The 26,014-nt window shown below is 37.0% G+C and carries 23 protein-coding genes and 5 tRNA genes; 27 read left to right on the plus strand and 1 reads right to left on the minus strand.

The features are described 5' to 3' along the window. Window positions 1-214: 214 nt before the first annotated feature. Window positions 215-406: a DUF6496 domain-containing protein gene (locus ACZZZW_RS09785; RefSeq protein ID WP_463493109.1), complete on the plus strand. Its 192-nt coding sequence runs from the start codon at window positions 215-217 to the stop codon at window positions 404-406. A 105-nt stretch (window positions 407-511) separates the two neighbouring features. Here ACZZZW_RS09785 and ACZZZW_RS09790 read toward each other — a convergent pair whose 3' ends face one another. After that, window positions 512-898, minus strand: a complete 387-nt coding sequence (locus ACZZZW_RS09790) for a hypothetical protein (protein ID WP_463493110.1) — start codon at window positions 896-898, stop codon at window positions 512-514. Window positions 899-1,067: 169 nt separating this feature from the next. Here ACZZZW_RS09790 and rpsU point away from each other — a divergent pair, with 169 nt between their 5' ends. From rpsU to ACZZZW_RS09920, 26 genes are all read left to right on the plus strand, one after another. After that, window positions 1,068-1,262 carry a 30S ribosomal protein S21 gene (gene rpsU / locus ACZZZW_RS09795; RefSeq protein WP_025143268.1) on the plus strand — a complete coding sequence of 65 codons (195 nt, stop codon included), beginning with the start codon at window positions 1,068-1,070 and terminating at the stop codon, window positions 1,260-1,262. A 159-nt stretch (window positions 1,263-1,421) separates the two neighbouring features. Further along, window positions 1,422-2,306, plus strand: a complete 885-nt coding sequence (locus tag ACZZZW_RS09800; protein WP_463493111.1) for a tyrosine-type recombinase/integrase — start codon at window positions 1,422-1,424, stop codon at window positions 2,304-2,306. Window positions 2,307-2,320: 14 nt separating this feature from the next. Beyond that, window positions 2,321-2,668: a ribosome hibernation-promoting factor, HPF/YfiA family gene (gene hpf, locus ACZZZW_RS09805; RefSeq protein WP_055914885.1), complete on the plus strand. Its 348-nt coding sequence runs from the start codon at window positions 2,321-2,323 to the stop codon at window positions 2,666-2,668. A 552-nt stretch (window positions 2,669-3,220) separates the two neighbouring features. After that, window positions 3,221-3,293 (plus strand) — tRNA-Thr (locus ACZZZW_RS09810). A gap of 39 nt (window positions 3,294-3,332) precedes the next feature. Further along, window positions 3,333-3,415 (plus strand) — tRNA-Tyr (locus ACZZZW_RS09815). A gap of 81 nt (window positions 3,416-3,496) precedes the next feature. Next, window positions 3,497-3,572 (plus strand) — tRNA-Gly (locus tag ACZZZW_RS09820). An 80-nt stretch (window positions 3,573-3,652) separates the two neighbouring features. Beyond that, window positions 3,653-3,724, plus strand: a tRNA-Thr gene (locus ACZZZW_RS09825). A gap of 126 nt (window positions 3,725-3,850) precedes the next feature. Further along, window positions 3,851-5,038, plus strand: a complete 1,188-nt coding sequence (gene tuf / locus ACZZZW_RS09830; RefSeq protein ID WP_029279334.1) for an elongation factor Tu — start codon at window positions 3,851-3,853, stop codon at window positions 5,036-5,038. An 84-nt stretch (window positions 5,039-5,122) separates the two neighbouring features. Further along, a tRNA-Trp gene (locus tag ACZZZW_RS09835) sits at window positions 5,123-5,193 on the plus strand. A gap of 91 nt (window positions 5,194-5,284) precedes the next feature. Continuing rightward, complete coding sequence (secE, locus tag ACZZZW_RS09840) at window positions 5,285-5,482, plus strand: preprotein translocase subunit SecE (protein WP_025143264.1); 198 nt, start codon at window positions 5,285-5,287, stop codon at window positions 5,480-5,482. 9 nt (window positions 5,483-5,491) lie between these two features. Next, on the plus strand, window positions 5,492-6,031 hold the full coding sequence (gene nusG / locus ACZZZW_RS09845; protein WP_025143263.1) for a transcription termination/antitermination protein NusG: 540 nt from the start codon (window positions 5,492-5,494) through the stop codon (window positions 6,029-6,031). A gap of 122 nt (window positions 6,032-6,153) precedes the next feature. Further along, window positions 6,154-6,672, plus strand: a complete 519-nt coding sequence (locus tag ACZZZW_RS09850; RefSeq protein WP_463493112.1) for a hypothetical protein — start codon at window positions 6,154-6,156, stop codon at window positions 6,670-6,672. Window positions 6,673-6,814: 142 nt separating this feature from the next. Then, on the plus strand, window positions 6,815-7,258 hold the full coding sequence (rplK, locus tag ACZZZW_RS09855) for a 50S ribosomal protein L11 (RefSeq protein ID WP_010601094.1): 444 nt from the start codon (window positions 6,815-6,817) through the stop codon (window positions 7,256-7,258). 20 nt (window positions 7,259-7,278) lie between these two features. Beyond that, complete coding sequence (gene rplA, locus ACZZZW_RS09860; RefSeq protein ID WP_029279316.1) at window positions 7,279-7,977, plus strand: 50S ribosomal protein L1; 699 nt, start codon at window positions 7,279-7,281, stop codon at window positions 7,975-7,977. 2 nt (window positions 7,978-7,979) lie between these two features. Next, window positions 7,980-8,501 carry a 50S ribosomal protein L10 gene (gene rplJ / locus ACZZZW_RS09865; RefSeq protein ID WP_108200815.1) on the plus strand — a complete coding sequence of 174 codons (522 nt, stop codon included), beginning with the start codon at window positions 7,980-7,982 and terminating at the stop codon, window positions 8,499-8,501. A gap of 64 nt (window positions 8,502-8,565) precedes the next feature. Next, window positions 8,566-8,943 (plus strand): 50S ribosomal protein L7/L12, encoded by a 378-nt coding sequence (gene rplL / locus ACZZZW_RS09870; protein WP_029283246.1) that lies wholly within the window; start codon window positions 8,566-8,568, stop codon window positions 8,941-8,943. Window positions 8,944-9,100: 157 nt separating this feature from the next. Then, entirely contained in the window at window positions 9,101-12,904 is a 3,804-nt protein-coding gene (rpoB, locus tag ACZZZW_RS09875) for a DNA-directed RNA polymerase subunit beta (RefSeq protein ID WP_055914874.1), read from the plus strand. A gap of 75 nt (window positions 12,905-12,979) precedes the next feature. Beyond that, entirely contained in the window at window positions 12,980-17,266 is a 4,287-nt protein-coding gene (rpoC, locus tag ACZZZW_RS09880) for a DNA-directed RNA polymerase subunit beta' (RefSeq protein WP_463493113.1), read from the plus strand. A gap of 93 nt (window positions 17,267-17,359) precedes the next feature. After that, window positions 17,360-17,602 (plus strand): hypothetical protein, encoded by a 243-nt coding sequence (locus tag ACZZZW_RS09885; protein WP_463493114.1) that lies wholly within the window; start codon window positions 17,360-17,362, stop codon window positions 17,600-17,602. A 190-nt stretch (window positions 17,603-17,792) separates the two neighbouring features. Further along, a complete protein-coding gene (locus ACZZZW_RS09890) occupies window positions 17,793-19,526 on the plus strand; it encodes a DUF4091 domain-containing protein (protein ID WP_463493115.1) in 1,734 nt (577 codons plus the stop codon). 5 nt (window positions 19,527-19,531) lie between these two features. Continuing rightward, window positions 19,532-20,659, plus strand: coding sequence for an SGNH/GDSL hydrolase family protein (locus ACZZZW_RS09895; protein WP_463493116.1), 1,128 nt, complete (start codon window positions 19,532-19,534; stop codon window positions 20,657-20,659). Window positions 20,660-20,752: 93 nt separating this feature from the next. Continuing rightward, entirely contained in the window at window positions 20,753-21,859 is a 1,107-nt protein-coding gene (locus tag ACZZZW_RS09900) for an alpha-L-fucosidase (RefSeq protein WP_463493117.1), read from the plus strand. Beyond that, the gene (locus ACZZZW_RS09905) at window positions 21,853-22,986 is read left to right on the plus strand and encodes a discoidin domain-containing protein (RefSeq protein WP_463493118.1); all 1,134 of its coding nucleotides are present in this window, start codon (window positions 21,853-21,855) and stop codon (window positions 22,984-22,986) included. The genes ACZZZW_RS09900 and ACZZZW_RS09905 overlap by 7 nt, the downstream gene beginning before the upstream one ends. Before the next feature lie 92 nt (window positions 22,987-23,078). Further along, the gene (locus ACZZZW_RS09910; protein ID WP_055914859.1) at window positions 23,079-23,390 is read left to right on the plus strand and encodes a DUF3467 domain-containing protein; all 312 of its coding nucleotides are present in this window, start codon (window positions 23,079-23,081) and stop codon (window positions 23,388-23,390) included. 77 nt (window positions 23,391-23,467) lie between these two features. After that, window positions 23,468-24,691: an OmpP1/FadL family transporter gene (locus ACZZZW_RS09915; protein ID WP_463493119.1), complete on the plus strand. Its 1,224-nt coding sequence runs from the start codon at window positions 23,468-23,470 to the stop codon at window positions 24,689-24,691. A 12-nt stretch (window positions 24,692-24,703) separates the two neighbouring features. After that, on the plus strand, window positions 24,704-25,999 hold the full coding sequence (locus ACZZZW_RS09920; protein WP_463493120.1) for a G-D-S-L family lipolytic protein: 1,296 nt from the start codon (window positions 24,704-24,706) through the stop codon (window positions 25,997-25,999). Window positions 26,000-26,014: the final 15 nt, after the last annotated feature.

Consider the following 26,014-nt stretch of genomic DNA (forward strand, 5'->3'; position numbering starts at 1 on the left):
CTTACGCCCTACACCTTCAACCTTATAAACAACAAACCAAATATATTATGAGCAATCCGGACGGCTTAACCTCCTCCGGATTTTTTTTGTTCAATTTTCCCAAACCAACCCTTTATTGCCCTTGTTTTATTAATACTAAAGGTTAATTGAGTATGTCTAGAGGTCAGCTAATCGATTTTAACAATTAACCGATTAACAGAAAATTAATGAACCATTGACTAATGAATTAAATATGGCAAAGTATTCAGAAAAAGCTGGTGATAAAGTTGAAAAAACCATGCACGAAATGAAAGAGGGCAAGTTAAAAAGCGGCTCCGGTAAAAAAGTAACATCCAAAAAGCAAGCAGTTGCCATCGGATTATCAGAAGCAAGAAAAGAAGGAGCTAAGGTGCCGAAGAAAGGTTAAAAGCTTAAGCCGAAAAACCAAAGCGAATAGGCAAGGTGTGTAAACTATCTTCCCACATCATTAAGCTTTAATCTTTGGACTTTTCGCTTTCTGCTCATGTTCAGCTTATTGCGGTATATCTTTGGATGTTAAAATACTATCCACTACATATACACTAAATCCACGCCACGGTAGCGAATTTTTGTATTCTTTATAATGTAATTCGTAAAACTTACCACTATTGGCCATCATTTTATCTGCTATTTCCTTATTTGCGATAGAAAATTCAAATTCATTATTCTGTAAAGTTCCTGTTTGTCTGGATTTTATACCGCTTTGAATCAATTTTCCTTCGTAGGTTTTAAACACATAACCCTTTTTTACCACATAATTTAATTCGCCTGCTTTAACGCCTTCGCCAAAAACAAAGAAATAACGGTAGTAACAAATTGCAATTAATGCAATAACAACTATTACTGCAATAATTGAGGTAACTTTTTTGCCTGTAGTCATAAATAATAATGCATATATAAATGTAGGTAATCAACAGATGAGTTTGCTTAATGATTTAAATTAAATTTCTTTTTTCTAAATCTTTCTAGTTTTCAATCTTTTGCTTACATTTGCATCCCCGATAACAGGGGAAGAATTTAAAAACCACGAGAGGAGGTATTTCAGCGTTATGATCATTATCAACATTAAAGACGGCGAATCATTAGATAAAGCCCTTAAACGTTTCAAGAAAAAGTTTGAAAAAACTGGTGTATTGAGAGAACTACGTAGTCGCCAAGCATACGAGAAAAAATCCGTTGCTCGCCGTACTGAAATTAAACATGCTGTTTACATTCAGAACATGAATCTAGATACAACTTCATAGTTGTTTACGATATAAATATAAAAAGTCCTTCTGATTAAGATCGGAAGGACTTTTTTGTTTTAAAAGGAATCCAAAACTTTACAATAAACAATTAATTAATGATTTCTTTATATCAAAACTATTTGTAACTTCATATCAATGCCCGTAAAAAGATATTGAATGTTGCTAAAAAGTTTTATCACATATTTAACTCACGAGAAGCGCTATTCTCAACATACCATCGGCGCTTATCAAACAGATTTAGATCAGTTTGAGGCATACATCAATGATAGTTTCACGCTCAGTTTCATTGAAGTTAAGCATACCCATCTAAGAAGTTATATGGTAGAATTGATGGAGCAGGAAGTATCCGAAAATACCATCAACCGCAAAATTTCAGCTTTAAGAAGCTTTTACAAATTTTTATTAAGAGCCGGAAAGATTGACCAAAATCCTACTGTATTAATTAAAGCCCCTAAAATTCCCAAAAGGCTTCCAGTGTTTATTGATTCGCAAAAGATGGATCAATTGTTGGATTCTGAAAATTATTTCAATGAAAGTTTTCCTTCAGTACGCGATCATCTGGTAATTGAACTGCTTTTTGGTACCGGTATGCGTTTAACCGAGTTACTTCAGTTAAAAGAAACAGATATTGATGTGTATTCGGGAACAATCAAGGTATTGGGTAAAAGAAATAAGGAAAGAATTATACCCGTAAATAAACAGCTTATCAATCAGGTTGATACCTATATTAACCTAAAAAAGTTGCAAAACTTTAATAACAATTTGCTTATCTTAATCGTTACCAATACAGGTGCGGCGGCATATCCAAAATTAATATACCGCATTGTTACCTCATACCTAAACCACATATCAACCAATGAAAAGAAAAGTCCCCACGTGCTTCGGCATAGCTATGCAACAAGTCTGCTAAATGCAGGAGCAGATTTAAATGCAATCAAAGAACTTTTGGGCCACGCAAGTTTAGCAGCAACCCAGGTTTACACCCACAATTCGATCGAAAGATTAAAAACAATTTATAAACAAGCCCATCCAAAGGCGTAAAAAAAGGAGGAAAAATGAAAATCGGAGTTCAATCAATCCACTTCAGTGCAGACAGTAAGTTGTTAGATTTTATACAGAAGAAAGCGAACAAGCTAGATCAGTTTTTCGACCAGATCATTAGCGGAGAAGTGTATTTAAAGTTAGAGAACGTAGAAGACGAGGCCAATAAGATCAGTGAGATAAAACTCATTGTACCAGGTGGTACCCTCTTTGCAAAGGAACAATGTAAATCATTTGAAGAAGCCACAGATCTGGCTATCGAATCGTTAAGAAAGCAGATCACTAAACATAAAGATAAAACGCGCGCAAAATTAAGCGAGCATAAAGCAATTTTAACCGAAAGCGAAGCTGCTGACTACTAACATAGTCTGGTTTTATTAATAAAACGGCAACATCATTCATCATGGTGTTGCCGTTTTTTTATTGAAATACATTTTCATGGTAAATATTTTTTCCATTATAATGATCAATCAGAAAAATGATTTGCTAAGTAATGTTTTGAAGTTTTTTAAGAAACATATACTATTTGAATTAATCAGGTAAGTGTGTACGCATGTTTTAACCAAGTAGGTAAAAGCATAAAATAAGGGTTAAGGCTAAAAACCGATTCACATTGCTTAAAACGTATTAAAAGTTAAAAATAATAATGCATTTTTATACAATAGCAAAGGGGCTGATTATGAAGTAACTATTATTGTAAATCGGAGCTTTTGGGTTAAAACGCTAAAAAAGTTCTCTATTTTTTTTCAAATTTATTTTGAAGTGAAATATAAGTGTGTATATTTGCATTCCCTTTCGGAAACGGTGTTAAGCCAATCAGAAAAGGGTTGTTCTTTAAAAAGATAAAAGTTTTAAAAAAACACGTTAATAGTATGAAAAATGAAGATTTTTCGTATCATTGCACAAAATTTAAAGCCTCCTTAGCTCAGCTGGTAGAGCAACTGACTTGTAATCAGTAGGTCATTGGTTCGATTCCGATAGGAGGCTCTTTTTATTTTAAAGTGTTAGCATTTTGAAGTAGAAAATGGGGAGATTCCAGAGCGGCCAAATGGGACAGACTGTAACTCTGTTATCGCAAGATTTCGAAGGTTCGAATCCTTCTCTCCCCACACTTTAAATGAATGACCAAATGTTTTAATGATAGAATAAATCTCTCATTCTTTCATTCAATCAATCACTAGTTTTTAAAAGCGGAAGTAGCTCAGTTGGTAGAGCGATAGCCTTCCAAGCTATAGGTCGCGAGTTCGAACCTCGTCTTCCGCTCCAATAAGATTAGAAAAGTGGGCAGTTATTGGTTACAGTTTTAATTTGGTTAAAACTAAAAGGCTGGAACTGGAAACTAAAAAGCCGACTTAGCTCAGCGGTAGAGCACTTCCTTGGTAAGGAAGAGGTCATGGGTTCAATTCCCATAGTTGGCTCAGGATAATAAAGCTTTGTTAAATCTGTTTAATATGCAGTGTAGACAAGGTTTTTTGTGTTGCATTGCATCAAAACAATAAATAAAAATTAATAAAAAGTTAACCTACTAATTAGTTATAAATAAAATGGCAAAAGAAAAATTTGACCGTAGTAAACCGCACTTAAACATCGGTACAATCGGTCACGTCGATCACGGTAAAACAACTTTAACAGCAGCTATTACAAAAGTTTTAGCTGATGCAGGTTTATCTGAGGCACGTTCATTCGATTCAATTGACTCAGCTCCTGAGGAAAAAGAAAGAGGTATTACAATTAATACTGCGCACGTTGAGTATTCAACTGCAAACCGTCACTACGCACACGTAGATTGTCCAGGTCACGCGGATTATGTTAAAAACATGGTTACAGGTGCGGCTCAAATGGATGGTGCTATTATCGTTGTTGCTGCTACTGATGGTCCAATGCCACAAACTCGTGAGCACATCCTATTGGCTCGTCAGGTTGGTGTACCTTCATTGGTTGTATTCATGAACAAAGTGGATATGGTTGATGATCCTGAATTATTAGAATTAGTAGAAATGGAAGTTCGTGAATTATTATCGTTCTACGATTTCCCTGGTGATGATATTCCTGTTATTCAAGGTTCTGCTTTAGGTGGTTTGAACGGAGATGCTAAATGGGTAGCAAAAATTATGGAATTAATGGATGCTGTTGATAGCTACATTCCAATTCCTCCACGTTTAACTGAGCTTCCATTCTTGATGCCTGTTGAAGATGTATTCTCGATCACTGGTCGTGGTACTGTAGCAACTGGTCGTATTGAGCGTGGTGTAATCAACTCTGGAGATCCGGTTGAAATCTTAGGTATGGGTGCTGAGAACTTAAAATCTACAGTAACTGGTGTTGAGATGTTCCGTAAGATCTTAGATTATGGTGAAGCAGGTGATAACGTAGGTTTATTGTTACGTGGTATTGAGAAAACTGATATCCGTCGTGGTATGGTAATCTGTAAACCAGGTTCAGTAACTCCTCACACAGATTTCAAAGCTGAGATCTATGTATTATCAAAAGCAGAAGGTGGTCGTCACACTCCATTCTTCAACAAATACCGTCCTCAATTCTATTTCCGTACCACAGATGTTACTGGTGAGATTTCACTAGCTGAAGGTACTGAGATGGTAATGCCAGGTGATAACGTTACAATCACTGTAAAGTTGATCAACGCTATCGCAATGGAAAAAGGTCTACGTTTCGCTATCCGTGAAGGTGGTAGAACAGTAGGTGCTGGTCAGGTAACTGAAATTTTAAAATAAATTTTAAATTCCGATTTATCGGAACTTAAAAAAAATAAGAAAAGCAAAGTGTTTGAGCACGCTTAAGCACTTTGCTTTCTAATTACGGGAATAGTTCAACGGTAGAATAGAGGTCTCCAAAACCTTTGATCAGGGTTCGAATCCTTGTTCCCGTGCTCAAATTAATGATTGAATTAGTGAATGTTTTAATGATTGAATGTTTTTTCATTCTCTCGCTCACTAACTCAATCATTTAATCATTATAATATGGCTAAAGTAGTTGAGTTTATAAAAGAATCGTACGATGAAATGACCAATAAGGTTACATGGCCTACTTGGGGTGAACTGCAGAGTTCTGCAATTCTTGTATTGGTGGCTTCTTTAATTATTGCATTGGTTATTTTTGCAATGGATAAAGGATCTACATTTGTGTTAGATACTTTTTATAAATCACTTTCTAATTAATATTTACTAATGAGCGATCTAAAGTGGTACGTTGTAAGGGCTGTTAGCGGAAAAGAGAAGAAAGTAAAACAGTACATAGATGCTGAGATCAGCCGTTTAGGTTTCTCTCATTTGGTTCCACAGGTATTAATCCCGATGGAAAAATATTACCAGATGAAAGATGGTAAAAAAATTGCCAAAGAACGTAACTTTTACCCTGGTTATGTTTTAATCGAAGCTACATTAGACGGAGAGTTAGAGCACATCATTAAAGGAATTAATAGCGTTATTGGTTTCCTTGGTGATAAAGCTGGTAATCCAATTCCAATGCGCCAGGCAGAAGTTAACCGTATTTTAGGTGTGGTTGATGAAATGAGCGAACAAGGTGAAACCATGAATGTTCCTTATTATGTTGGCGAAGGCATTAAAGTAATGGACGGGCCTTTCAATGGTTTCTCTGGTATCATCGAAGAGGTAAACGAAGAGAAGAAAAAATTGAAAGTTATGGTTAAGATTTTTGGACGTAAAACCCCACTCGAACTTAATTACATGCAAGTGGAAAAAGAGTAAAATTTTTTTTTAAAATATATAAAGCCTTAGAATTGTTTTCTAAGGCTTTTTTGTTTTAGATATTTTAGGAAATTATGATTCGTTGTTTTTCATATCTTTAATAATATATAATCCAGATAGCAATGAAAGGATTCCTTGTATTTTTGATTTGTATATTTTGCTTTGCTATAGCTGGTTTTAGTGCGGATCGTTATTTAATTACACCGTTAATTGATACGGCGGTTATTCTTAAGAAAATACAAGCAGATTATTCTACAATTAATAATCGTTTAAGATTTTATAAAAAGAAAGTTAAAAACGCTTCATCAATGTCGGCAGAAGGTGGGGAGGTAATAGGTTACTACGATAAACAAATGCTAAAAAAGATCCATTGTATCTTTTATGGCGAAATGGGAAAGACTGAAGAAGATTACTATGTTAATGGTAATGGTTTATATTTTCTTTACAGAAAGGAAACATTTTATGATAAGCCGATGTACCTGAAAGATTCTAAAGTTAAAAATACGTTCGCAACCAGATATTACCTTTATGATCACAAATTGATAAAGGCTATAGTAAGGCCGAATGCTTCCACCGCATTATCAAATAATGAAATAGTTGAAAGACATAAGGAAGTTTTGGATATGTTGAATACAAAATAAATATATTTTTCTCAAACTATTGTGGGACTGTAAGATTATCCATATCTTTGCAGTCCTTTAAGCTTTATAGGAGCCATAAGGAATTAAATGTTACATGCTTCCAATATTTAACATTGAGTTTTAAATAAACAAAAAACACAAAATGGCAAAAGAAGTCAGTGCAATGATCAAATTACAGATCAAAGGCGGAGCGGCAAATCCATCGCCACCAGTAGGACCTGCATTAGGTGCTAAAGGGGTGAACATTATGGAGTTTTGCAAACAGTACAACGCTCGTACCCAAGATAAAGCAGGTAAAGTATTGCCAGTTGTAATTACTGTTTATGCTGATAAGTCATTCGATTTCATCATCAAAACCCCTCCTGTAGCTATCCAATTAAAAGATGCTACTAAATTACAGAGTGGTTCTGCTGAGCCTAACCGTAAAAAAGTTGGATCGGTGACCTGGGACCAGATTAAAGTTATTGCTGAAGATAAAATGCCTGATTTAAATGCATTTACAATCGAATCTGCAATGAGTATGGTTGCTGGTACAGCACGCAGTATGGGAATCACCGTTTCTGGTGACGCACCCTGGAACAATTAATTAAAAAACAGTTTACAACAGTGGCGAAATTAACTAAAAATCAAAAAAAGGCACACGCTAAAATAGAAGCTGGTAAAGCTTATACTTTACAGGCTGCTGCTGCTTTGGTAAAAGAAATCACTACCACTAAATTTGACGCATCAGTTGATATTGATGTATCTTTAGGTGTTGATCCGCGTAAAGCGAATCAAATGGTACGTGGTATTGCTACTTTACCACACGGTACAGGTAAAACTGTTCGTGTTTTAGCTTTAGTAACTCCTGATAAGGAAGAAGAAGCAAAAGCAGCCGGCGCAGACTTCGTAGGTTTAGACGAATATGTGGCTAAAATTGAAGGTGGTTGGACCGATGTAGACATTATTATCACAACACCAGCTTGTATGGCAAAAGTAGGTAAATTAGGCCGCGTTTTAGGTCCAAGGAACTTAATGCCAAACCCAAAATCTGGTACAGTAACCAACGAAGTTGGTAAAGCTGTAACAGAGGTTAAAGCAGGTAAGATTGATTTTAAGGTTGACAAAAGCGGTATTATACACGCTTCAATAGGGAAAGTATCATTCCCAGCAGATAAGATTTATGAGAATGCACTTGAAATCATTCAGGTAATTTCGAAATTAAAACCATCTGCTGCTAAAGGAACTTATTTTAAGAGCATTCACGTGTCTTCTACAATGAGTCCTGGAATTGCAATTGAAACAAAATCAGTAGCGGGGATTTAATCATGAACAGAGAAGAAAAAAACGAAGTAGTTTTAGAACTACAAGGACAAATGCAAGAGTATGGCAATTTTTATATTGCTGATACTTCTAGCCTTTCTGTTGAGCAGATTAATAACATCCGTCGCAAATGTTTTGAAGGTGATATCATCATGAAAGTTGCTAAAAACTCTTTAATCCGCAAAGCGATTGAAGGTTTAGACGGCGACGCTTCTGAGATATACGAAGCCCTTAAAGGTTCATCATCATTATTATTCTCAAAAACAGCAAACGCTCCGGCTAAGTTGATTAAAGCTTTGAGAAGAACATCTGATAAACCATTGCTTAAAGCAGCATTTATAGATTCATCAGTTTATGTTGGCGATGACCAATTGAATAACTTAGTAAGCTTGAAATCAAGAGAAGAGCTTATCGGAGATATCGTTGGATTATTACAATCACCAGCTAAGAATGTTATATCTGCGCTTAAATCAAGCGGAGGCAAAATTGCAGGAATTGTTAAAACTCTACAAGAGAGAGAAGGTTAACGAACACCTTAAGTTCGCAATAAAACAAAATTATTTTTACGTAAATTTTTAAAATCTTAATAAAATGGCAGATTTAAAATCGTTTGCTGAGCAATTAGTAAACTTAACCGTTAAAGAAGTTAACGAATTAGCTCAAATCTTAAAAGACGAGTATGGTATCGAGCCTGCAGCTGCTGCTGTAGTTGCTGGTCCTGCTGCTGGTGGTGATGCACCTGCTGCTGCTGCAGAAAAAACATCATTTGATGTTATCTTAAAAGAAGCTGGTGGCGCTAAATTAGCAGTTGTGAAACTTGTTAAAGACTTAACTGGCCTTGGTTTGAAAGAAGCAAAAGACTTAGTAGACGGAGCACCAAAAGAATTAAAAGCTGGTGTATCTAAAGACGAAGCTGAAGCTCTTAAAAAACAATTAGAAGAAGCTGGAGCAGTAGTTGAGATTAAGTAATCACTTAACTTAGCTAAGCTAAAAATGTATTAGACACCGACTGAAAATGTCGGTGTCTTTACCTGTTTATAAACATCTCATTTTGTTTGGTTAATGAGAATGCTTGAAACCGAAACCAAACAAATAGTTTATTCTTAAACTAAAATCTTTTAGTCCATTGGCAAAGACAGTCGAACAAAGAGTAAATTTTGCAACTAGTAAGCACATTATAGACTATCCGGATTTTCTGGATGTGCAATTGCAATCATTCAGAGAATTTTTCCAGATAGATACCACATCAGACGATCGCTCTAGCGAAGGTTTGTTTAAAGTGTTTGCTGAAAACTTTCCAATAACAGATTCAAGAAATATCTTCGTATTAGAGTTTCTTGATTATTTTGTTGATCCGCCACGTTACGATATACACGAGTGTATTGAGCGTGGATTAACCTACAATGTTCCATTAAAAGCAAAGCTTAAGCTTTCTTGTAATGATGTAGAACATGAAGATTTTGAAACCATTATCCAGGATGTGTATTTAGGTACAATCCCGTATATGACACCAAAAGGTACGTTTGTTATCAACGGTGCAGAACGTGTTATCGTTTCGCAATTACACCGTTCTCCAGGTGTGTTTTTCGGCCAAAGCCGTCACACTAATGGAACCAAATTGTATTCTGCACGTGTAATTCCTTTCAAAGGTTCATGGATCGAGTTCGCTACAGACGTTAATAACGTTATGTACGCTTACATCGATCGTAAGAAAAAATTCCCGGTTACCACTTTATTACGTGCTATCGGTTACGATTCTGATAAAGATATCTTAGAACTTTTTGATCTTGCTGACGAAGTAAAAGTTAGTAAATCTGGTTTAAAGAAATACATCGGTCGTAAACTGGCTGCAAGGGTATTGAAAAAATGGGTTGAAGATTTTGTTGATGAAGATACTGGTGAGGTAGTTTCTATCGACCGTAATGAAGTGATTCTTGAAAGAGAAACCGTTTTAGAAGACGAACACATTGATATGGTTATCGAGGCTGGCGTAAAAAGCATCATCTTATCAAAAGAAGATGGCGCAAGTCAGGCTGATTATACCATTATATATAATACATTACAGAAAGATACATCAAACTCAGAAAAAGAAGCTGTAGAAAACATCTATCGTGCTTTGCGTAACGCAGAACCACCTGATGAGGAAACTGCTCGTGGTATCATTGATCGTTTATTCTTCTCGGATAAACGTTACGATTTAGGTGATGTTGGTCGTTACCGCATCAACCGTAAATTGAAAATGAATACGCCTGATGAGGTTAAAGTATTAACAAAAGCAGATATTATTGCAATTGTGAAATACCTGATCAAATTGATCAACTCAAAAGAAGAGGTAGATGATATCGATCACTTGTCTAACCGTCGTGTACGTACGGTAGGTGAGCAATTGTACGCACAATTTGGTGTTGGTTTAGCCCGTATGGCCAGAACAATCCGTGAGCGTATGAACATTCGCGATAACGAGGTGTTTACACCAACTGATTTGATTAACGCCCGTACGTTATCATCGGTTATCAACTCGTTCTTTGGTACTAACCAGTTATCTCAGTTTATGGATCAAACCAATCCATTGGCCGAGATTACACACAAACGCCGTTTATCGGCTTTAGGTCCAGGTGGTTTATCACGTGAGCGTGCCGGTTTCGAGGTGCGTGACGTTCACTATACTCACTATGGTCGTTTATGTACTATTGAAACTCCAGAGGGACCGAACATTGGTTTGATTTCATCACTTTGTGTGCATGCAAAAATCAATAATCTAGGTTTCATTGAAACACCATACAAACGTGTTGAAGATGGTAAAGTAGTTGTAGATTCAGACGTGATTTACTTATCTGCAGAAGATGAAGATGGTAAAACCATTGCTCAGGCAAATGCAGAATATGATGATAAAGGTAACTTTACAACACCACGTGTTAAAGCGCGTTATGAAGGTGACTTCCCGATTATTGAGCCTGAGAAATTAGACTTAATGGACGTTGCGCCTAACCAGATTACTTCAATTGCTGCTTCGTTGATTCCGTTCTTAGAACATGATGATGCGAACAGGGCTTTGATGGGATCGAACATGCAACGCCAGGCCGTACCGTTGTTACGTCCTGAAGCACCAATTGTTGGTACAGGTTTAGAAGGTCGCGTGGCACGTGACTCAAGAACTTTGATCAATGCTGAAGGTGACGGTGTTGTAGAATATGTAGATGCTAACGAAATTACCATTAAATACGAGCGTAACGAAGATGATCGTTTGGTTTCATTTGAAGGTGATAGCAAAACTTATCGTTTAATTAAATTCAAAAAAACCAACCAGAATACTTGTATCAACTTAAAACCAATCGTTAAGAAAGGTCAGAAAGTTACTAAAGGACAGGTACTTTGCGAAGGTTATGCAACTCAAAACGGTGAATTGGCCTTAGGTAGAAACTTGAAAGTGGCATTCATGCCTTGGCAAGGTTTCAACTTTGAGGATGCGATTGTAATCAACGAGCGTATTGTTCGTGATGACGTTTTCACTTCACTGCATATTGAAGAGTTTGAATTAGAAGTACGTGATACTAAACGTGGAGAAGAGGAATTAACACCAGATATCCCTAACGTTTCTGAAGAGGCAACTAAAGACCTTGATGAAAATGGTATTATCCGTATTGGTGCTGATGTAAAAGAAGGTGATATTTTAATTGGTAAGATCACTCCAAAAGGAGAATCTGATCCTTCGCCTGAAGAGAAATTACTACGTGCAATTTTTGGTGATAAAGCAGGTGATGTTAAAGATGCGTCTTTAAAAACTCCTCCTTCAATCCAAGGTGTGGTAATTGATACTAAATTATTCAGCCGTGCTAAGAAAACTACAAAAGCTGAAGAAAAATCGGCAATTGAGAAATTAGACAAAGGATATAACAACATTACTGAGAAATTAAAAGCAGAACTTGTTGACAAATTATTCACTATCGTAAACGGAAAAACATCTCAGGGTGTATTTAACATTTACAAAGAATTATTGGTTGCCAAAGGCGCTAAATTTACTCAGAAAATTTTAGCAGAACTTGATTATAATCACATTAGCCCTAACAAATGGACTACTGATGATGATAAAAACGAGTTAATTAAAATGTTGCTTCACAACTACGGTATCCGTGTTAACGAAGAGCTTGGTGCTTACAAACGTGATAAATTCGCGATCAGTGTAGGTGATGAGCTTCCTTCAGGAATCGTACAGATGGCAAAAGTTTATGTTGCTAAAAAACGTAAATTAAAAGTAGGTGATAAAATGGCAGGTCGCCACGGTAACAAGGGTATTGTTGCACGTATTGTACGTGATGAAGATATGCCTTTCTTAGCTGATGGTAGTCCGGTTGATATCGTGTTGAACCCACTGGGTGTACCTTCACGTATGAACCTTGGTCAGATCTACGAAACTATTTTAGCTTGGGCTGGCCAGGAATTGGGTGTTAAATTTGCAACTCCGATTTTTGATGGTGCTACTCATGATGAAGTGGAAGAGTGGATTGCTAAAGCCGGCGTTCCTGCTTCAGGAAAAACCTACTTATATAATGGTTTAACAGGTGAGCGCTTCGATCAGACTACAACTGTAGGTATTATCTACATGTTGAAATTAGGTCACATGGTTGATGATAAAATGCACGCCCGTTCAATCGGACCGTACTCATTAATTACACAACAACCATTGGGTGGTAAAGCTCAATTCGGTGGTCAGCGTTTTGGTGAGATGGAGGTTTGGGCATTAGAGGCATTTGGTGCAGCTAATATCCTTCAGGAGATCTTAACCGTTAAATCGGATGATGTAATCGGAAGGGCCAAAACTTACGAAGCCATTGTTAAAGGTGAAAACCTACCAACGCCAGGTGTACCAGAATCGTTTAACGTATTGGTACATGAGTTACGCGGTTTAGGTTTAGATATTACATTAGATTAATTAAGCCGAAAGACTAAAGACTAAAGCTCAAAGCAGCTTTGGTCTTTAAGCTTTCCGCTTTAACCTTACATAAGTATGTCTTACAAAAAGGATAATAAATTAAAAAGCAATTTCACATCAATCACGATTAGCTTATCGTCTCCAGAAATTATTTTGGAACGTTCAAGCGGTGAGGTGTTGAAACCAGAAACCATTAATTACCGTACTTACAAACCTGAGCGTGATGGTTTGTTCTGTGAGCGTATTTTTGGTCCGGTAAAAGATTACGAATGTCATTGCGGTAAATACAAACGTATCCGTTATAAAGGTATTGTTTGCGATCGTTGTGGTGTTGAAGTAACTGAGAAAAAAGTACGTCGTGAGCGTATGGGACACATTGCTTTAGTGGTTCCTGTTGCACACATTTGGTACTTCCGCTCTTTACCAAACAAAATCGGTTATTTATTAGGTTTACCTACTAAAAAATTAGATTTAATTATCTACTATGAGCGTTACGTAGTTATTCAATCAGGCTTAATGGCTGAAGAAGGTATCAACTATATGGACTTCTTAACGGAAGAAGAATATTTAGATATCTTAGATAAATTACCTAAAGAAAACCAATATTTAGATGATAAAGATCCTAATAAATTCATCGCCAAAATGGGTGCTGAAGCATTAGAAGATTTATTAAAACGTATTGATTTAGATACTTTATCTTATGATTTACGCCACCAGGCTGCTAACGAAACTTCTCAACAACGTAAAAATGAGGCTTTAAAACGTCTTCAGGTTGTTGAAGCTTTCCGTGGTGCTAATACACGTATTGAGAATCGCCCTGAGTGGATGATTGTTAAAATTGTTCCGGTTATTCCACCAGAATTACGTCCTTTAGTTCCATTAGAAGGTGGCCGTTTCGCAACTTCAGATTTAAATGATTTATACCGTCGTGTAATTATCCGTAACAACCGTTTAAAACGTTTGATCGAGATTAAAGCACCAGAGGTAATTTTACGTAACGAAAAACGTATGTTGCAGGAAGCTGTAGATTCGTTATTCGATAACTCACGTAAAGTTAACGCGGTAAAAACTGAAGGTAACCGTGCTTTGAAATCACTTTCAGATATCCTGAAAGGTAAACAAGGTCGTTTCCGTCAGAATTTATTGGGTAAACGTGTGGATTATTCAGCTCGTTCGGTAATTGTTGTAGGGCCTAGCCTTAAATTACACGAGTGCGGTATTCCTAAAGATATGGCTGCTGAACTTTATAAACCATTCATTATCCGTAAGATGATTGAGCGTGGTGTTGTAAAAACAGTTAAATCTGCTAAGAAAATCGTTGATAGAAAAGATCCGTTAGTTTGGGATATTTTAGAAAATGTATTAAAAGGTCACCCGGTATTATTAAACCGTGCACCTACCTTACACAGACTAGGTATTCAGGCTTTCCAGCCAAAATTAATTGAAGGAAAAGCAATCCAGTTACACCCGTTAGTTTGTACTGCATTCAACGCCGATTTTGATGGTGACCAGATGGCTGTGCATTTACCTTTAGGTAATGCAGCAATTTTGGAAGCCCAGGTTTTGATGCTTGCAGCACACAATATCTTAAACCCTGCTAACGGTACACCAATTACAGTACCTTCTCAGGATATGGTTTTGGGTCTTTATTATATTACTAAAGGCCGTAGAACTGATGATTCGAGAGTTGTAAAAGGACAGGATTCAAATTTCTATTCTCCGGAAGAAGTTATTATTGCTTATAACGAAAAAGAATTAGACTTGCACGCATTTATCAAAGTAAGGGTAAATGTTAAACAAGCTGATGGTTCTATCGTTAATAAATTAACTGAAACTACTGTAGGTAGGGTATTGTTTAACCAGATGGTTCCTGAAGAAGTAGGTTATATCAATGAACTATTAACCAAAAAATCTTTAAGGGATATTATTGGTGAAGTAGTGAAAATGACTGGTATGGCCCGTGCTTCACAATTCTTGGATGATATCAAAGAATTAGGTTTCAGAATGGCATTCCAGGGAGGTTTATCGTTCAATTTACAAGACGTAAACATTCCGGTAGAAAAACATACTTTATTAGAGCAGGCAGCTGCTGAGGTTGAAGAGGTAAGAAACAACTATAACATGGGTTTCATTACCAACAACGAACGTTACAACCAGATTATCGATATCTGGACCCGTATCAACAACAGGTTAACTACTTTCGTTATGACTCAGTTATCTAGCGATAACCAAGGTTTTAACTCAGTTTACATGATGCTTGATTCTGGTGCACGTGGATCTAAAGAGCAGATTCGTCAGCTTTGCGGAATGCGTGGTTTGATGGCGAAACCTCAAAAATCTGGTTCAGGTGGTGATATCATTGAAAACCCGATCTTATCAAACTTTAAAGAAGGTTTATCGGTATTAGAGTACTTTATCTCTACTCACGGTGCACGTAAGGGTTTGGCAGATACGGCGTTAAAAACGGCGGATGCGGGTTACTTAACCCGTCGTTTACATGATGTGGCGCAGGATATGATTGTTAATGATAACGACTGTGGTACTTTAAGAGGTATGTATACTACCGCCTTAAAAGATCAGGAAGATATTGTTGAGCCATTATACGACAGGATTTTAGGCCGTACTTCACTACATGATGTGTACAATCCTTTGGATAACACATTATTGGTAGGTGCTGGTGAAGATATTAACGAAGATGTTGCTAAATTGATCGAAGAATCTCCTTTAGAGGGTATCGAGATCCGTTCAGTATTAACTTGCGAATCAAAACGTGGTGTTTGTGCATTATGTTATGGCCGTAACTTGGCATCAGGTAAACGTGTTCAAAGAGGTGAGGCAGTTGGTGTAATTGCAGCACAATCAATCGGTGAGCCGGGTACACAGTTAACACTTCGTACTTTCCACGTGGGTGGTACTGCATCAAACATTGCTGCAGAATCTAACATCGTAGCTAAGTTTGATGGTGTAATCGAATTTGAAAATATCCGTACTGTTGATACACAAACAGAAGAAGGAACAGTTCAGGTAGTATTGGGTCGTTCAGGCGAGTTCAAAATTGTTGAACCAGGAACTGGACGTATCATTGTAACCAACAACATTCCTTACGGTGCATTCTTATTCGTTAAAGAAGGTGATAAACTTTCAAAAGGTGATAAAATCTGTTCATGGGATCCGTACAACGCGGTTATTCTTTCAGAATTTGCCGGTAAAGCACAATTTGATGCAATTATTGAAGGTGTAACCTTCCGTGAAGAATCAGATGAGCAAACTGGTCACCGTGAAAAAGTAATTATCGATACACGTGATAAAACTAAAAACCCTTCTGTTCAAATTGTTGATAAGAAAGGTGAATTTATCAAAGGTTATAACATTCCGGTAGGTGCTCACGTTTCAGTTGATGAAGGTGAAGCTATCCAAACTGGTCAGATTATCGCTAAAATTCCTCGTGCAACTGGTAAAACCCGAGATATTACAGGTGGTTTGCCTCGTGTAACGGAATTATTTGAAGCACGTAACCCATCTAACCCAGCTGTAGTAACTGAGATTGATGGTGTGGTAACTTTAGGTGGCGTTAAACGTGGTAACCGTGAAATCACAATCGAATCGAAAGATGGTGAAGTTAAAAAATACCTAGTTCCATTGTCGAAACACATCCTTGTACAGGATAATGACTTTGTGAAAGCAGGTATGCCTTTATCAGATGGTTCAATTTCTCCAGCAGATATCTTATCAATTAAAGGCCCTGCAGCGGTTCAAGAATACTTAGTAAATGGTATTCAAGAGGTTTACCGTTTACAAGGTGTGAAAATTAACGATAAGCACTTTGAGGTAATTGTTCACCAGATGATGCAGAAAGTTCACATTGAAGATCCAGGTGATACTATTTTCTTAGAAAACAATGCTGTTGACCGTTGGGATTTTGCTGACGAGAACGATGCAATGTACGACAAGAAAGTTGTTGAAGATGCAGGTGATTCTACAGACTTAAAACCAGGTCAAATTGTTTCATTACGTAGATTAAGAGACGAAAATTCTCAATTGAAACGTAAGGATTTAAAGCAGATCACGGTTAGAGATGCCAGACCAGCAACTGCAAGTTCTATCTTACAAGGTATTACACGTGCATCATTAGGTACGAAATCGTTCATTTCTGCGGCTTCGTTCCAGGAAACTACGAAAGTATTAAATGAGGCAGCAATTGCAGGTAAACGCGATAATATGTTAGGCTTGAAAGAAAACGTGATCGTTGGTCACTTAATCCCTTCAGGTACTGGTGTACGTGGTTACGAAAGAATCATTGTTGGTTCTCAAGAAGAATACGATAAATTATTGGCTTCAAAACAAGAAGAAGTAGAAGCTTAGTATTTTCTAATATTTATTTTAAACTCCCTCACCCTTAGTGAGGGAGTTTTTTGTTTGGAATAGATTTTGTAACTTTAATAAAAAAATAAATACATGAGTGTTTCAGAAATTCAACTTTTTCAGATCTTAAAAGCTAAGCTTGGCGAACAGGAAGCAGAGCAGTTGGTTTCTTTTGTTAAATCAGAAGTTAAATCTGAGTTTGAAAATAAGCGTGAGGTTTTGGCTACCAAAGAAGATATTGCCGATATGCAGAAAACAATTTATGTTGTTGGTTTGATTCAGTTCTTAGCTATCATTGGTTCAGTAATAGGTATTGTGAACTTCATGATTAAATAATAGGGTTGCTAGACTTAATATTTCCTCTACTATATAATTAAGTATTTAAGATCTATTTACTTTTGAAAGTTAATGGTCTAATCTTAGAATAGTTAAGCTATCAATTTTGTTACAATCCATCAAACGTTTGCGTAAAGCCCGCTCTGTAATCTCTTAACCTTATACTGATCGGTTTCATTAACTTAGGTTTATGAAGTTTTTATCAGTAATATTATTGCTGGGTTTTGGCTTAACCAGTGCTGCCCAGGATGTTAGTTTGGCACTCCAAAAACCAATACGGCCAAGTAAAGAAAACATAAATAATAATTGGCAGCGCATCAGCAATTCATTAAATATTAGTTTTGCCAACAGCAATATAAGATTTCCAAAAGAATTACCGCCGCAAATTGCAATCCAAAATTCATGGAACACCTCAGCCTGGAAGGGCGAAAAGATACATACCCAATTACTGCTTTGGACTAAAAACAATCTAGATCACATAAATATCCAGCTCTCAGATCTTAAAGATCAAACAGGTAACCATATCAAGAAAGAAAATCTTAGCGCGGGTTTAATAAAATATGTCATTACAGATGAGTTTAGAGATGGCTGTGGTTACCGCAAAGCTGCAGATTTTGATTCATCTTATGTAGCTGACCTGATCGACACAAAAAACAATAATATTACTGTTAAAGCCCAAAATACGCAACCTGTTTGGCTGAGTATAAAAATTCCTTCAAATATTCAAGCTGGTATCTATTCCGGAACAGTTAAAATTACTGCCGAAAAAGAATATAAATTACCTATTGAAATTAAGGTGATAGATAAAGTACTTCCACCGCCAAATGAGTGGAAATATGACTTAGATTTATGGCAGCACCCTGCAGCTATTGCCAGGGTGCATAAAGTAAAGTTGTGGAGTAATGAACATTTCGCACTAATGAAACCCTATTATGAAATGTTGGCCAATGCCGGGCAAAAAACCATTACTGCAAGTATTGTGAACGAAGCATGGGGCCATCAAACTTATGATGATTACCCGAGTTTAATCAATTGGACTAAGAAAAAAGATGGCTCCTGGAGCTATGATTATGCATTGTTTGATAAATATATCTCATTTGTAATGACTACGGGTATCAACCAGCGTATTAATTGTTATAGCATGGTTCCTTGGAAAATTGCTTTTAACTATTGGGATGAAGCTACTCAAAAAGAAGCTGTTTTTACTGATGCCATTGGTACACCTGCTTATGATGCATTTTGGAAAACCATGCTTACTGATTTTACCAAACACTTAAAAACAAAAAACTGGTTTGCTAAAACATACATTGCTATGGATGAACGCCCGATGAAAGCGATGCAAGCAGTAATAAAATTATTGAAAAGCATTGATCCGAACTGGAAAATCGCACTAGCCGGAGAATATCATCAGGAGATAGAAAAAGATATTGATAATTATTGCATCGCATCAAAATGGGAATTCCCGGCAGAAATATTACAGAAAAGAATCAAGGAAGGTAAAATTAGCACCTGGTATACCTGTTGTACAGAGCCTTATCCCAATGCATTTAGTTTTTCGTCGCCTGCAGAACAAGTATGGATGGGTTGGTATACCGCATATAAAAATATGGATGGTTACGTAAGGTGGGCATATAACAGCTGGACAAAAAATCCTTTAACAGATACCCGTTTCACCGCTTGGCCAGCTGGCGACACTTATCAGGTTTATCCAGGGCCATTAACTTCGGTAAGATTCGAAAAATTGATTGAGGGTGCCCAGGATTTCGAAAAGATTAAACAGCTGCAATCATTTTATATTAAAACCAAAAATGCAGCATCTCTAAATGAGTTGAACACAGCTTTAAAGAAATTCGAAATCAAATCTTTATCAACGATAACAGCAGATGAAACCTTACAAAACGTGAAACAATTATTAAATAAATAACTAAAATGAAACCTAATCTTTTTTTGCTCTCTTTACTTTTCTCTTTGGCTTTTTGTAAATCTATTTGCGCACAGGGTGTCGACAATATTAAGTGGTTTAATCCAATGGAGAACAGTTATCCAACATTAAAGGGGAAAGCCTGGCAAAACCCCGACAGCCTTAACTATTTTAACCGTTTACCCACTGAAGCCGAAAAAAATGTTCGTAAAGAAGTTTGGGATCTGGCCAAAAATACCGCAGGTGAGTATATAGATTTTTATACCACAGCGCAACAAATTGTAGTAAAATACCAATTGGAAGCGGGTAAAAATTTAGAAAACATGCCAACTTTAGGGGTAAGCGGATTAGATTTATATGCACAGGATTTTCAAAATAAATGGCATTGGATCAAAGCCAAATACAGCTATAAAGACACCATTACTTATGCTTATGGAAATTTCAGCCAATCCGTAAAAATTAAGCGGTTCCGTTTGTATTTGCCTTTGTATAATGCCCCTAAATGGATAAAATTAGGCGTAAATGCTAATGCAGAGCTTAAGGTTGAAGAGGCCAACGAAAAAGCACCTCTTGTATTTTACGGTACATCTATAATGCAAGGTGCAAGTGCTGGCCGCCCTGGTATGGCATGGTTAAATATTTTGGGCAGAAAATTGGCTCAGCCCGTTATTAACATTGGGTTTTCGGGTAACGGCCGTTTAGAAAGCCCACTGATCGATTTAATGAATCAAATAGATGCTAAGTTATTTGTGCTCGACTGTCAGCCTAATTTAACTGATAAAAAACTTTATCCGGCTGAAGAAATTGAAAAGCGAATTACCAGTTCAGTAAATGGTTTAAAGGCCAAACACCCCAATACACCTATTTTATTGGTTGAGCATAGCTCAGGTTTGGATCAGGTTAATTTGGATAGCGTATTAACAGGTAATTACAGTTGGACCTCTAAAGTGTTAAACAATACTTATCAAAAACTTAAGAAATCAGGAATTAAGGATCTTTATATCTTAACTGCTAAAGAAATTGGATTCACTGACGACAGCACCATTGATGGCACCCATCCTAACGATTTTGGCATGATGCAATATGCAGATGCCTACGAGAAAATAATCAACAGAATATTAGCGGTAAAAAAATAATTGATTGTACTCCGGTTAAGCTAGTAATCTAAATATAGCCAATAAGTACATAACCATTTTAAACCAAATATAATAAAGCATCCAAACAAACAAATGAGAAAATTAATAATTACATCGGCCATTATGGCTTCATTTATTGCAAATGCCTTTGCACAAAGTGATGGTACAAAACCGCAAAATACCATTGCAGTTGCAGCGGATGATAGCAAAGCCACCATTATTGCAAAAGCAAGCCATGTAGTACCCACTTCAAACCAGTTAAGTGCTTTAAAAAATGAATTTATCGCGTTTATCCACATCGGACCTAATACTTTTACTAGGATGGAGTGGGGGAACGGTAAAGAAGATCCTAAAGTTTTTGACCTGAAAGAATTACATACCGACCAATGGTGCCAGTCTATGAAATCGGCAGGGATGAAAATGGTTATCATCACCGTAAAACACCACGATGGGTTTGTACTTTGGCAGAGTAGGTACACCAACCACGGTATCATGGCAACAGGTTTTGAAAATGGTAAAGGTGATATTTTAAAAAATCTGTCTGCATCCTGCAAAAAGTACGGACTAAAATTGGGCATTTACTTATCTCCGGCAGATTTATATCAGATCGAAAGTCCTGATGGCTTGTATGGGAACTTAAGTAAAGTAACAACCAGGACCATACCCCGCGAAGTGGCCGGCCGACCGTTTGCAAACAAAACTAAATTTAATTTCGAAGTGGACGACTACAACGAATATTTTTTAAACCAGCTTTTCGAAGTTTTAACAGAATATGGTACGGTAGATGAGGTGTGGTTTGATGGCGCACACCCTAAAACCAAGGGTGGCCAAAAATATAATTATATTGCCTGGAAAAAGCTGATCCATACATTGGCACCAAAAGCCCTTATTTTCGGTAAAGAAGATATCCGTTGGTGCGGAAATGAAGCTGGAGGAACCCGCGAAACAGAATGGAATGTACTTCCTTATAGCGAAAACCCGGATACTGCTACTCATTTTCCAGATTTAACTGCTAAAGATTTAGGGAGCAATAACGAACTTTACAAAGCCAAATACTTGCATTATCAACAGGCAGAAACCAATACTTCAATAAGAGAGGGCTGGTTTTACCGCGATGATGATAAACATAAAGTGCGTAGTGCTGATGATGTTTTTGATATTTATGAACGTTCGGTAGGGGGAACTCCACTTTTTTGCTGAATATTCCGCCCAATCGTGACGGAAAATTTTCAAAAGAAGATGTAAGCGTATTAAATGAGGTGGGGAAACGCATTAACGAAACGTATGGCAAAAATCTATTTTTGGGTGCTAAGGGATTTAAGCAAGTACTTGATAATGATTTGAATACTAATGTTTTACTTGCTGATAAACAAAAAAGTATTGTAATTTCTACCATAAAGCCTGTAACTGTAAACCGGATTGTTGTTCAGGAAGATATTGCAGGCCATAGTGAACGCGTGGTACAACATCAATTAGACGCCTGGATTGGAAATAAATGGCAAAAAATTGCCGAAGCAAGCAATATCGGTTACAAAAGAATATTACGTTTTCCTGAAATTACGACATCGAAAATCAGATTAACCATTTTATCATCCAGGGGCAATCCAGCAATCGCGACCATTTCTGCACACTACTACCGTAACCGCCCGCCTCAATTGCAGTTCAACAGAGATGTAAATGGTTTAACCACCATATCGCCCAAAACACATGAATTTGGTTGGAAACCACACGGAGAAAATGCAACTGCCAACCTGAATAAAGGTATAGAAATTTATTATACTACCGATGGCAGTTTGCCTACTGCAACCGCTAAAAAATATAGAGGGCCGATACAGATTGCGAAAGGAGAAGTAAAGGCAATTGCGATAACCGATAAGGAAAAAGGTGCTTTAGCTGCTGAAACATTTGGAATAGTAAAGAAAGATTGGAAGTTACTGAATATGGATAGTGAAGATGCAAAGCATAATGCCTCCATGGCTTTTGATGCCGATAAGCAAACTTACTGGCTTTCTAACTCAACTGAAAATTTGCATTATATTGCGATAAATTTGGGTAACATCCACAATTTAAAAGGCTTTATTTATACTCCACCAACTAATTTCGCGGATGGAATGCTTGAAAAAGGAATATTACAAACCAGTAGTGATGGTAAAAACTGGAAAGATGTAGAAACTTTTGAATTTGGTAACCTGATAAACGACCCTACGCCAAGAACAAATTATTTTAAAAATAGTATAAACGCACAATATATACGGATAAAAGCAACCGGAATAGCGGGAAATAAAAAAGCCTTAGCCATTGCCGAGCTTGATTTCGTTGAGAAATAGCAAAGCTTGATCTACCAATAATTAATTTTATTTCGAACATTATATATTAAATTCCGCCATTAAGCAGCGGAATTTTTTATTTTTGAGCCATTATGGAAGAACAACAAAACGAAAATCAATTAAATATAGAGTTATCAGAAGAAATTGCTGAAGGAATTTTTTCTAACCTGGCCATCATTACCCATTCAAATACCGAATTTGTACTGGATTTTATTCGTGTAATGCCCGGAATACCAAAGGCCAAGGTAAAATCAAGAATTATTTTGACGCCAGAACATGCTAAACGCTTATTGGCGGCACTGGAAGATAACATTCAGAAATTTGAAGCTGTAAACGGAAGAATCAAAACACAGGAAGAGCCACCTTTTCCGATGGGCTTTGGTGGGCCTACTGCCCAGGCGTAAGCCAATCAAAATTCTTACAAACAAATATTTGTTTACTATGTTGGCATAGTATATATTTGTGATATAACCATTTATAAATGAAAAAAATTTTATTGAGCGCATTACTTTCTGCCCCTCTATGGGTTTTGGGGCAGGGTTTCCAGGTTAATTTACAAGGTCAGAAACAAATTGGTATGGCAGGTGCAGGTTCTGCATTAGCTTTAGATGAGGCTTCCGTATTTTACAATCCCGGTGCAGTAACTTTCTTAGAGAAAAACTCAGTTTCAGCAGGAGTAAACCCATTATTGTTTAAATCAGCTTTCAAACAAAGCGGTTCCAACATTACAGAAAATGTAAAAAACAAAGTTGCTCCACCTTTCGAATTTTATGCCGTTTGGGGTCCAAAATCTAACAAATGGAAATTAGGCTTAGGTGTTTATACACCATTTGGTGGTTTGGTAGATTGGGGTGATAACTGGTCTGGTAAGTATGCCTTAACTTCGTTAAATTTAAAAGCAATTTATTTCCAGCCAACATTGAGCGTTAAAATTACAGATCGTATTGGTATTGGTGCAGGTTTTGTTTATAACCATGGCGATGTAAATCTTCAGCGGGCATTACCGGTAAATTATCCCGACGGTCGCTCAGGCCATGTTACCTTGGATGGTACAGGTAAGGGTTATGGTTGGAATGCAGGTTTGTACATTAAAACCTTAAGCAATATATCGTTTGCGTTGGTTCACAAATCTAAAGTGATTACCAAACTTGATGGTGGAACAGCCGATTTCCAGGTGCCAGGTTCTTTAACTTCATCTTTCCCTGCCGGAAATACATTTAATGCCGAACTGCCTTTACCGGCTACCACCAGTTTGGGAGTTGGTATTCCACTTTCAAAAAGTACAGTTTTAGCATTTGATGCAAGTTGGGTACAATGGCATATTTATCAGGATTTATCTTTTGATTATGCAACAAATACCCCTTCGCTGGCCGATACGAAATCAGCCCGTAATTATCGGGATGGATCTTCATTCAAATTGGGAATTAATCACCAGGCTTCTGAAAAATTAGCATTAAGAGCAGGCGTAGGTTATGCTTTTTCTCCGGTACAGGATGGTTACGTAACTCCTGAGGCACCAGATGCCGACCGTTATATTTTAAGTGCTGGTTTAGGATATATGCCAACCAGTCATTTCGAAGTTAATGCCTCATTCTTCTTTGAAGATGTAAAATCGCGTAAACAGAAAAACCTTGAAACAGGCTTAGATGGTACTTTTAAAACTTTGGTTTATGCACCAGGGCTTTCGTTAACTTATAAATGGTAGGAGAAATTACAAATGAAAAAATATATATTAAATAGTTTTGTAGCTGCTGCCATTCTTTTTACAGCCGCTTGTAAACCAGAAATTGAAACACCAGCGGGTACAACAGCGGGCCAAGCTAATTTTAGCAAATACATTGCCGTAGGTAACTCTTTAACCTCAGGTTTTGCTGATGGTGGCTTATATTTAGAAGGACAAAAAGTAGCTTATCCGAATTTAATTGCGGCCAAAATGGCTACAGTAGGTGGTGGTAGCTTTACTTCTCCTTTTTTTACAGATGCACAAGCTAATGGTTCGGGGTATGTTGCTTTAACAGCATTGGTTAACGGTACGCCAACTTTAACTCCGGTAACAGATAAATTGGCTTACATTGATGCGGCAAAGCATTTAGCCAAATACACCACTGAAATTCAAAACTTAGGTATTCCAGGCATGCGTGTCGATTTATCTTTTGATCCATCTTTAACTTTTAGTGCTGCTAATCCTTATTTCGAGCGTTTGTTAAGTGATGCGCAAGTTGGTAAAACGAATTACTTTCAGTACATACAGGGCAGAAACCACACCTTTTTCTCACTTTGGTTAGGCAATAATGATGTGTTGGGGTATGCTTTAAATGGAGCGGTTACCGTTAACGGAGATCCAACTACGGTTTTAACAGATAAGGTTACTTTTTCATCATTATATGCTAATTTGGTAAATGCATTATCCGCAGGTGGGCAAAAAGGTATTGTTGGTACGATACCTGATGTAACTGCAATTCCTTATTTTAATACAGTAACGGTAGCAGCTTTATTAAATGCAGCCAAAGCAATCAATCCTGCGGCAGCAGCAATTTATATTCAAACCGGAACAGGCGCGGTTAGGGCTGCAACTGCTGAAGATTTAATCCGTTTGCCATTTCAAACAGCTGGTTTGTTTGGTCAGGGTGCTATTCCTTACGGCTTACACCCACTAAATCCAATAACCAGTAATTGGGTACTGGATAGAGATGAGGTTATAAAAGTGAAAGATTACGTAAACAGTTACAACAGCAGTATTAAATCTTTGGCTACAAGCAAAGGTTTGGCCATAGCAGATACTTATACTTATTTTAACCAGGTTAAGGTTGGAATGAATATCCAGGGTATTGGTATTAATTCTGCTTTTATTTCAGGTGGTGCTTTTTCTTTGGATGGGATACATTTAACGCCACGTGGAAATGCGGTAATTGCCAATGTATTTATTGATGCAATTAATGCAAAGTATGGTTCTACCATACCAACAGTGGATATTACACAATATAGGGGAGTAAAATTTCCTGACACGAAATAGTTAAAAAGAGGTTGT

Source organism: Pedobacter sp. AC379 (genome assembly GCF_979258145.1).

Excerpts from the sequence above, each read along its gene's own strand:
- ACZZZW_RS09790 (WP_463493110.1), bottom strand. The coding sequence starts at position 898 with ATGACTACAGGCAAAAAAGTTACCTCAATTATTGCAGTAATAGTTGTT.
- rpsU (WP_025143268.1), top strand. The coding sequence starts at position 1,068 with ATGATCATTATCAACATTAAAGACGGCGAATCATTAGATAAAGCCCTT.
- ACZZZW_RS09800 (WP_463493111.1), top strand. The coding sequence starts at position 1,422 with ATGTTGCTAAAAAGTTTTATCACATATTTAACTCACGAGAAGCGCTAT.
- hpf (WP_055914885.1), top strand. The coding sequence starts at position 2,321 with ATGAAAATCGGAGTTCAATCAATCCACTTCAGTGCAGACAGTAAGTTG.
- tuf (WP_029279334.1), top strand. The coding sequence starts at position 3,851 with ATGGCAAAAGAAAAATTTGACCGTAGTAAACCGCACTTAAACATCGGT.
- secE (WP_025143264.1), top strand. The coding sequence starts at position 5,285 with ATGGCTAAAGTAGTTGAGTTTATAAAAGAATCGTACGATGAAATGACC.
- nusG (WP_025143263.1), top strand. The coding sequence starts at position 5,492 with ATGAGCGATCTAAAGTGGTACGTTGTAAGGGCTGTTAGCGGAAAAGAG.
- ACZZZW_RS09850 (WP_463493112.1), top strand. The coding sequence starts at position 6,154 with ATGAAAGGATTCCTTGTATTTTTGATTTGTATATTTTGCTTTGCTATA.
- rplK (WP_010601094.1), top strand. The coding sequence starts at position 6,815 with ATGGCAAAAGAAGTCAGTGCAATGATCAAATTACAGATCAAAGGCGGA.
- rplJ (WP_108200815.1), top strand. The coding sequence starts at position 7,980 with ATGAACAGAGAAGAAAAAAACGAAGTAGTTTTAGAACTACAAGGACAA.
- rplL (WP_029283246.1), top strand. The coding sequence starts at position 8,566 with ATGGCAGATTTAAAATCGTTTGCTGAGCAATTAGTAAACTTAACCGTT.
- rpoC (WP_463493113.1), top strand. The coding sequence starts at position 12,980 with ATGTCTTACAAAAAGGATAATAAATTAAAAAGCAATTTCACATCAATC.
- ACZZZW_RS09885 (WP_463493114.1), top strand. The coding sequence starts at position 17,360 with ATGAGTGTTTCAGAAATTCAACTTTTTCAGATCTTAAAAGCTAAGCTT.
- ACZZZW_RS09890 (WP_463493115.1), top strand. The coding sequence starts at position 17,793 with ATGAAGTTTTTATCAGTAATATTATTGCTGGGTTTTGGCTTAACCAGT.
- ACZZZW_RS09895 (WP_463493116.1), top strand. The coding sequence starts at position 19,532 with ATGAAACCTAATCTTTTTTTGCTCTCTTTACTTTTCTCTTTGGCTTTT.
- ACZZZW_RS09900 (WP_463493117.1), top strand. The coding sequence starts at position 20,753 with ATGAGAAAATTAATAATTACATCGGCCATTATGGCTTCATTTATTGCA.
- ACZZZW_RS09910 (WP_055914859.1), top strand. The coding sequence starts at position 23,079 with ATGGAAGAACAACAAAACGAAAATCAATTAAATATAGAGTTATCAGAA.
- ACZZZW_RS09915 (WP_463493119.1), top strand. The coding sequence starts at position 23,468 with ATGAAAAAAATTTTATTGAGCGCATTACTTTCTGCCCCTCTATGGGTT.
- ACZZZW_RS09920 (WP_463493120.1), top strand. The coding sequence starts at position 24,704 with ATGAAAAAATATATATTAAATAGTTTTGTAGCTGCTGCCATTCTTTTT.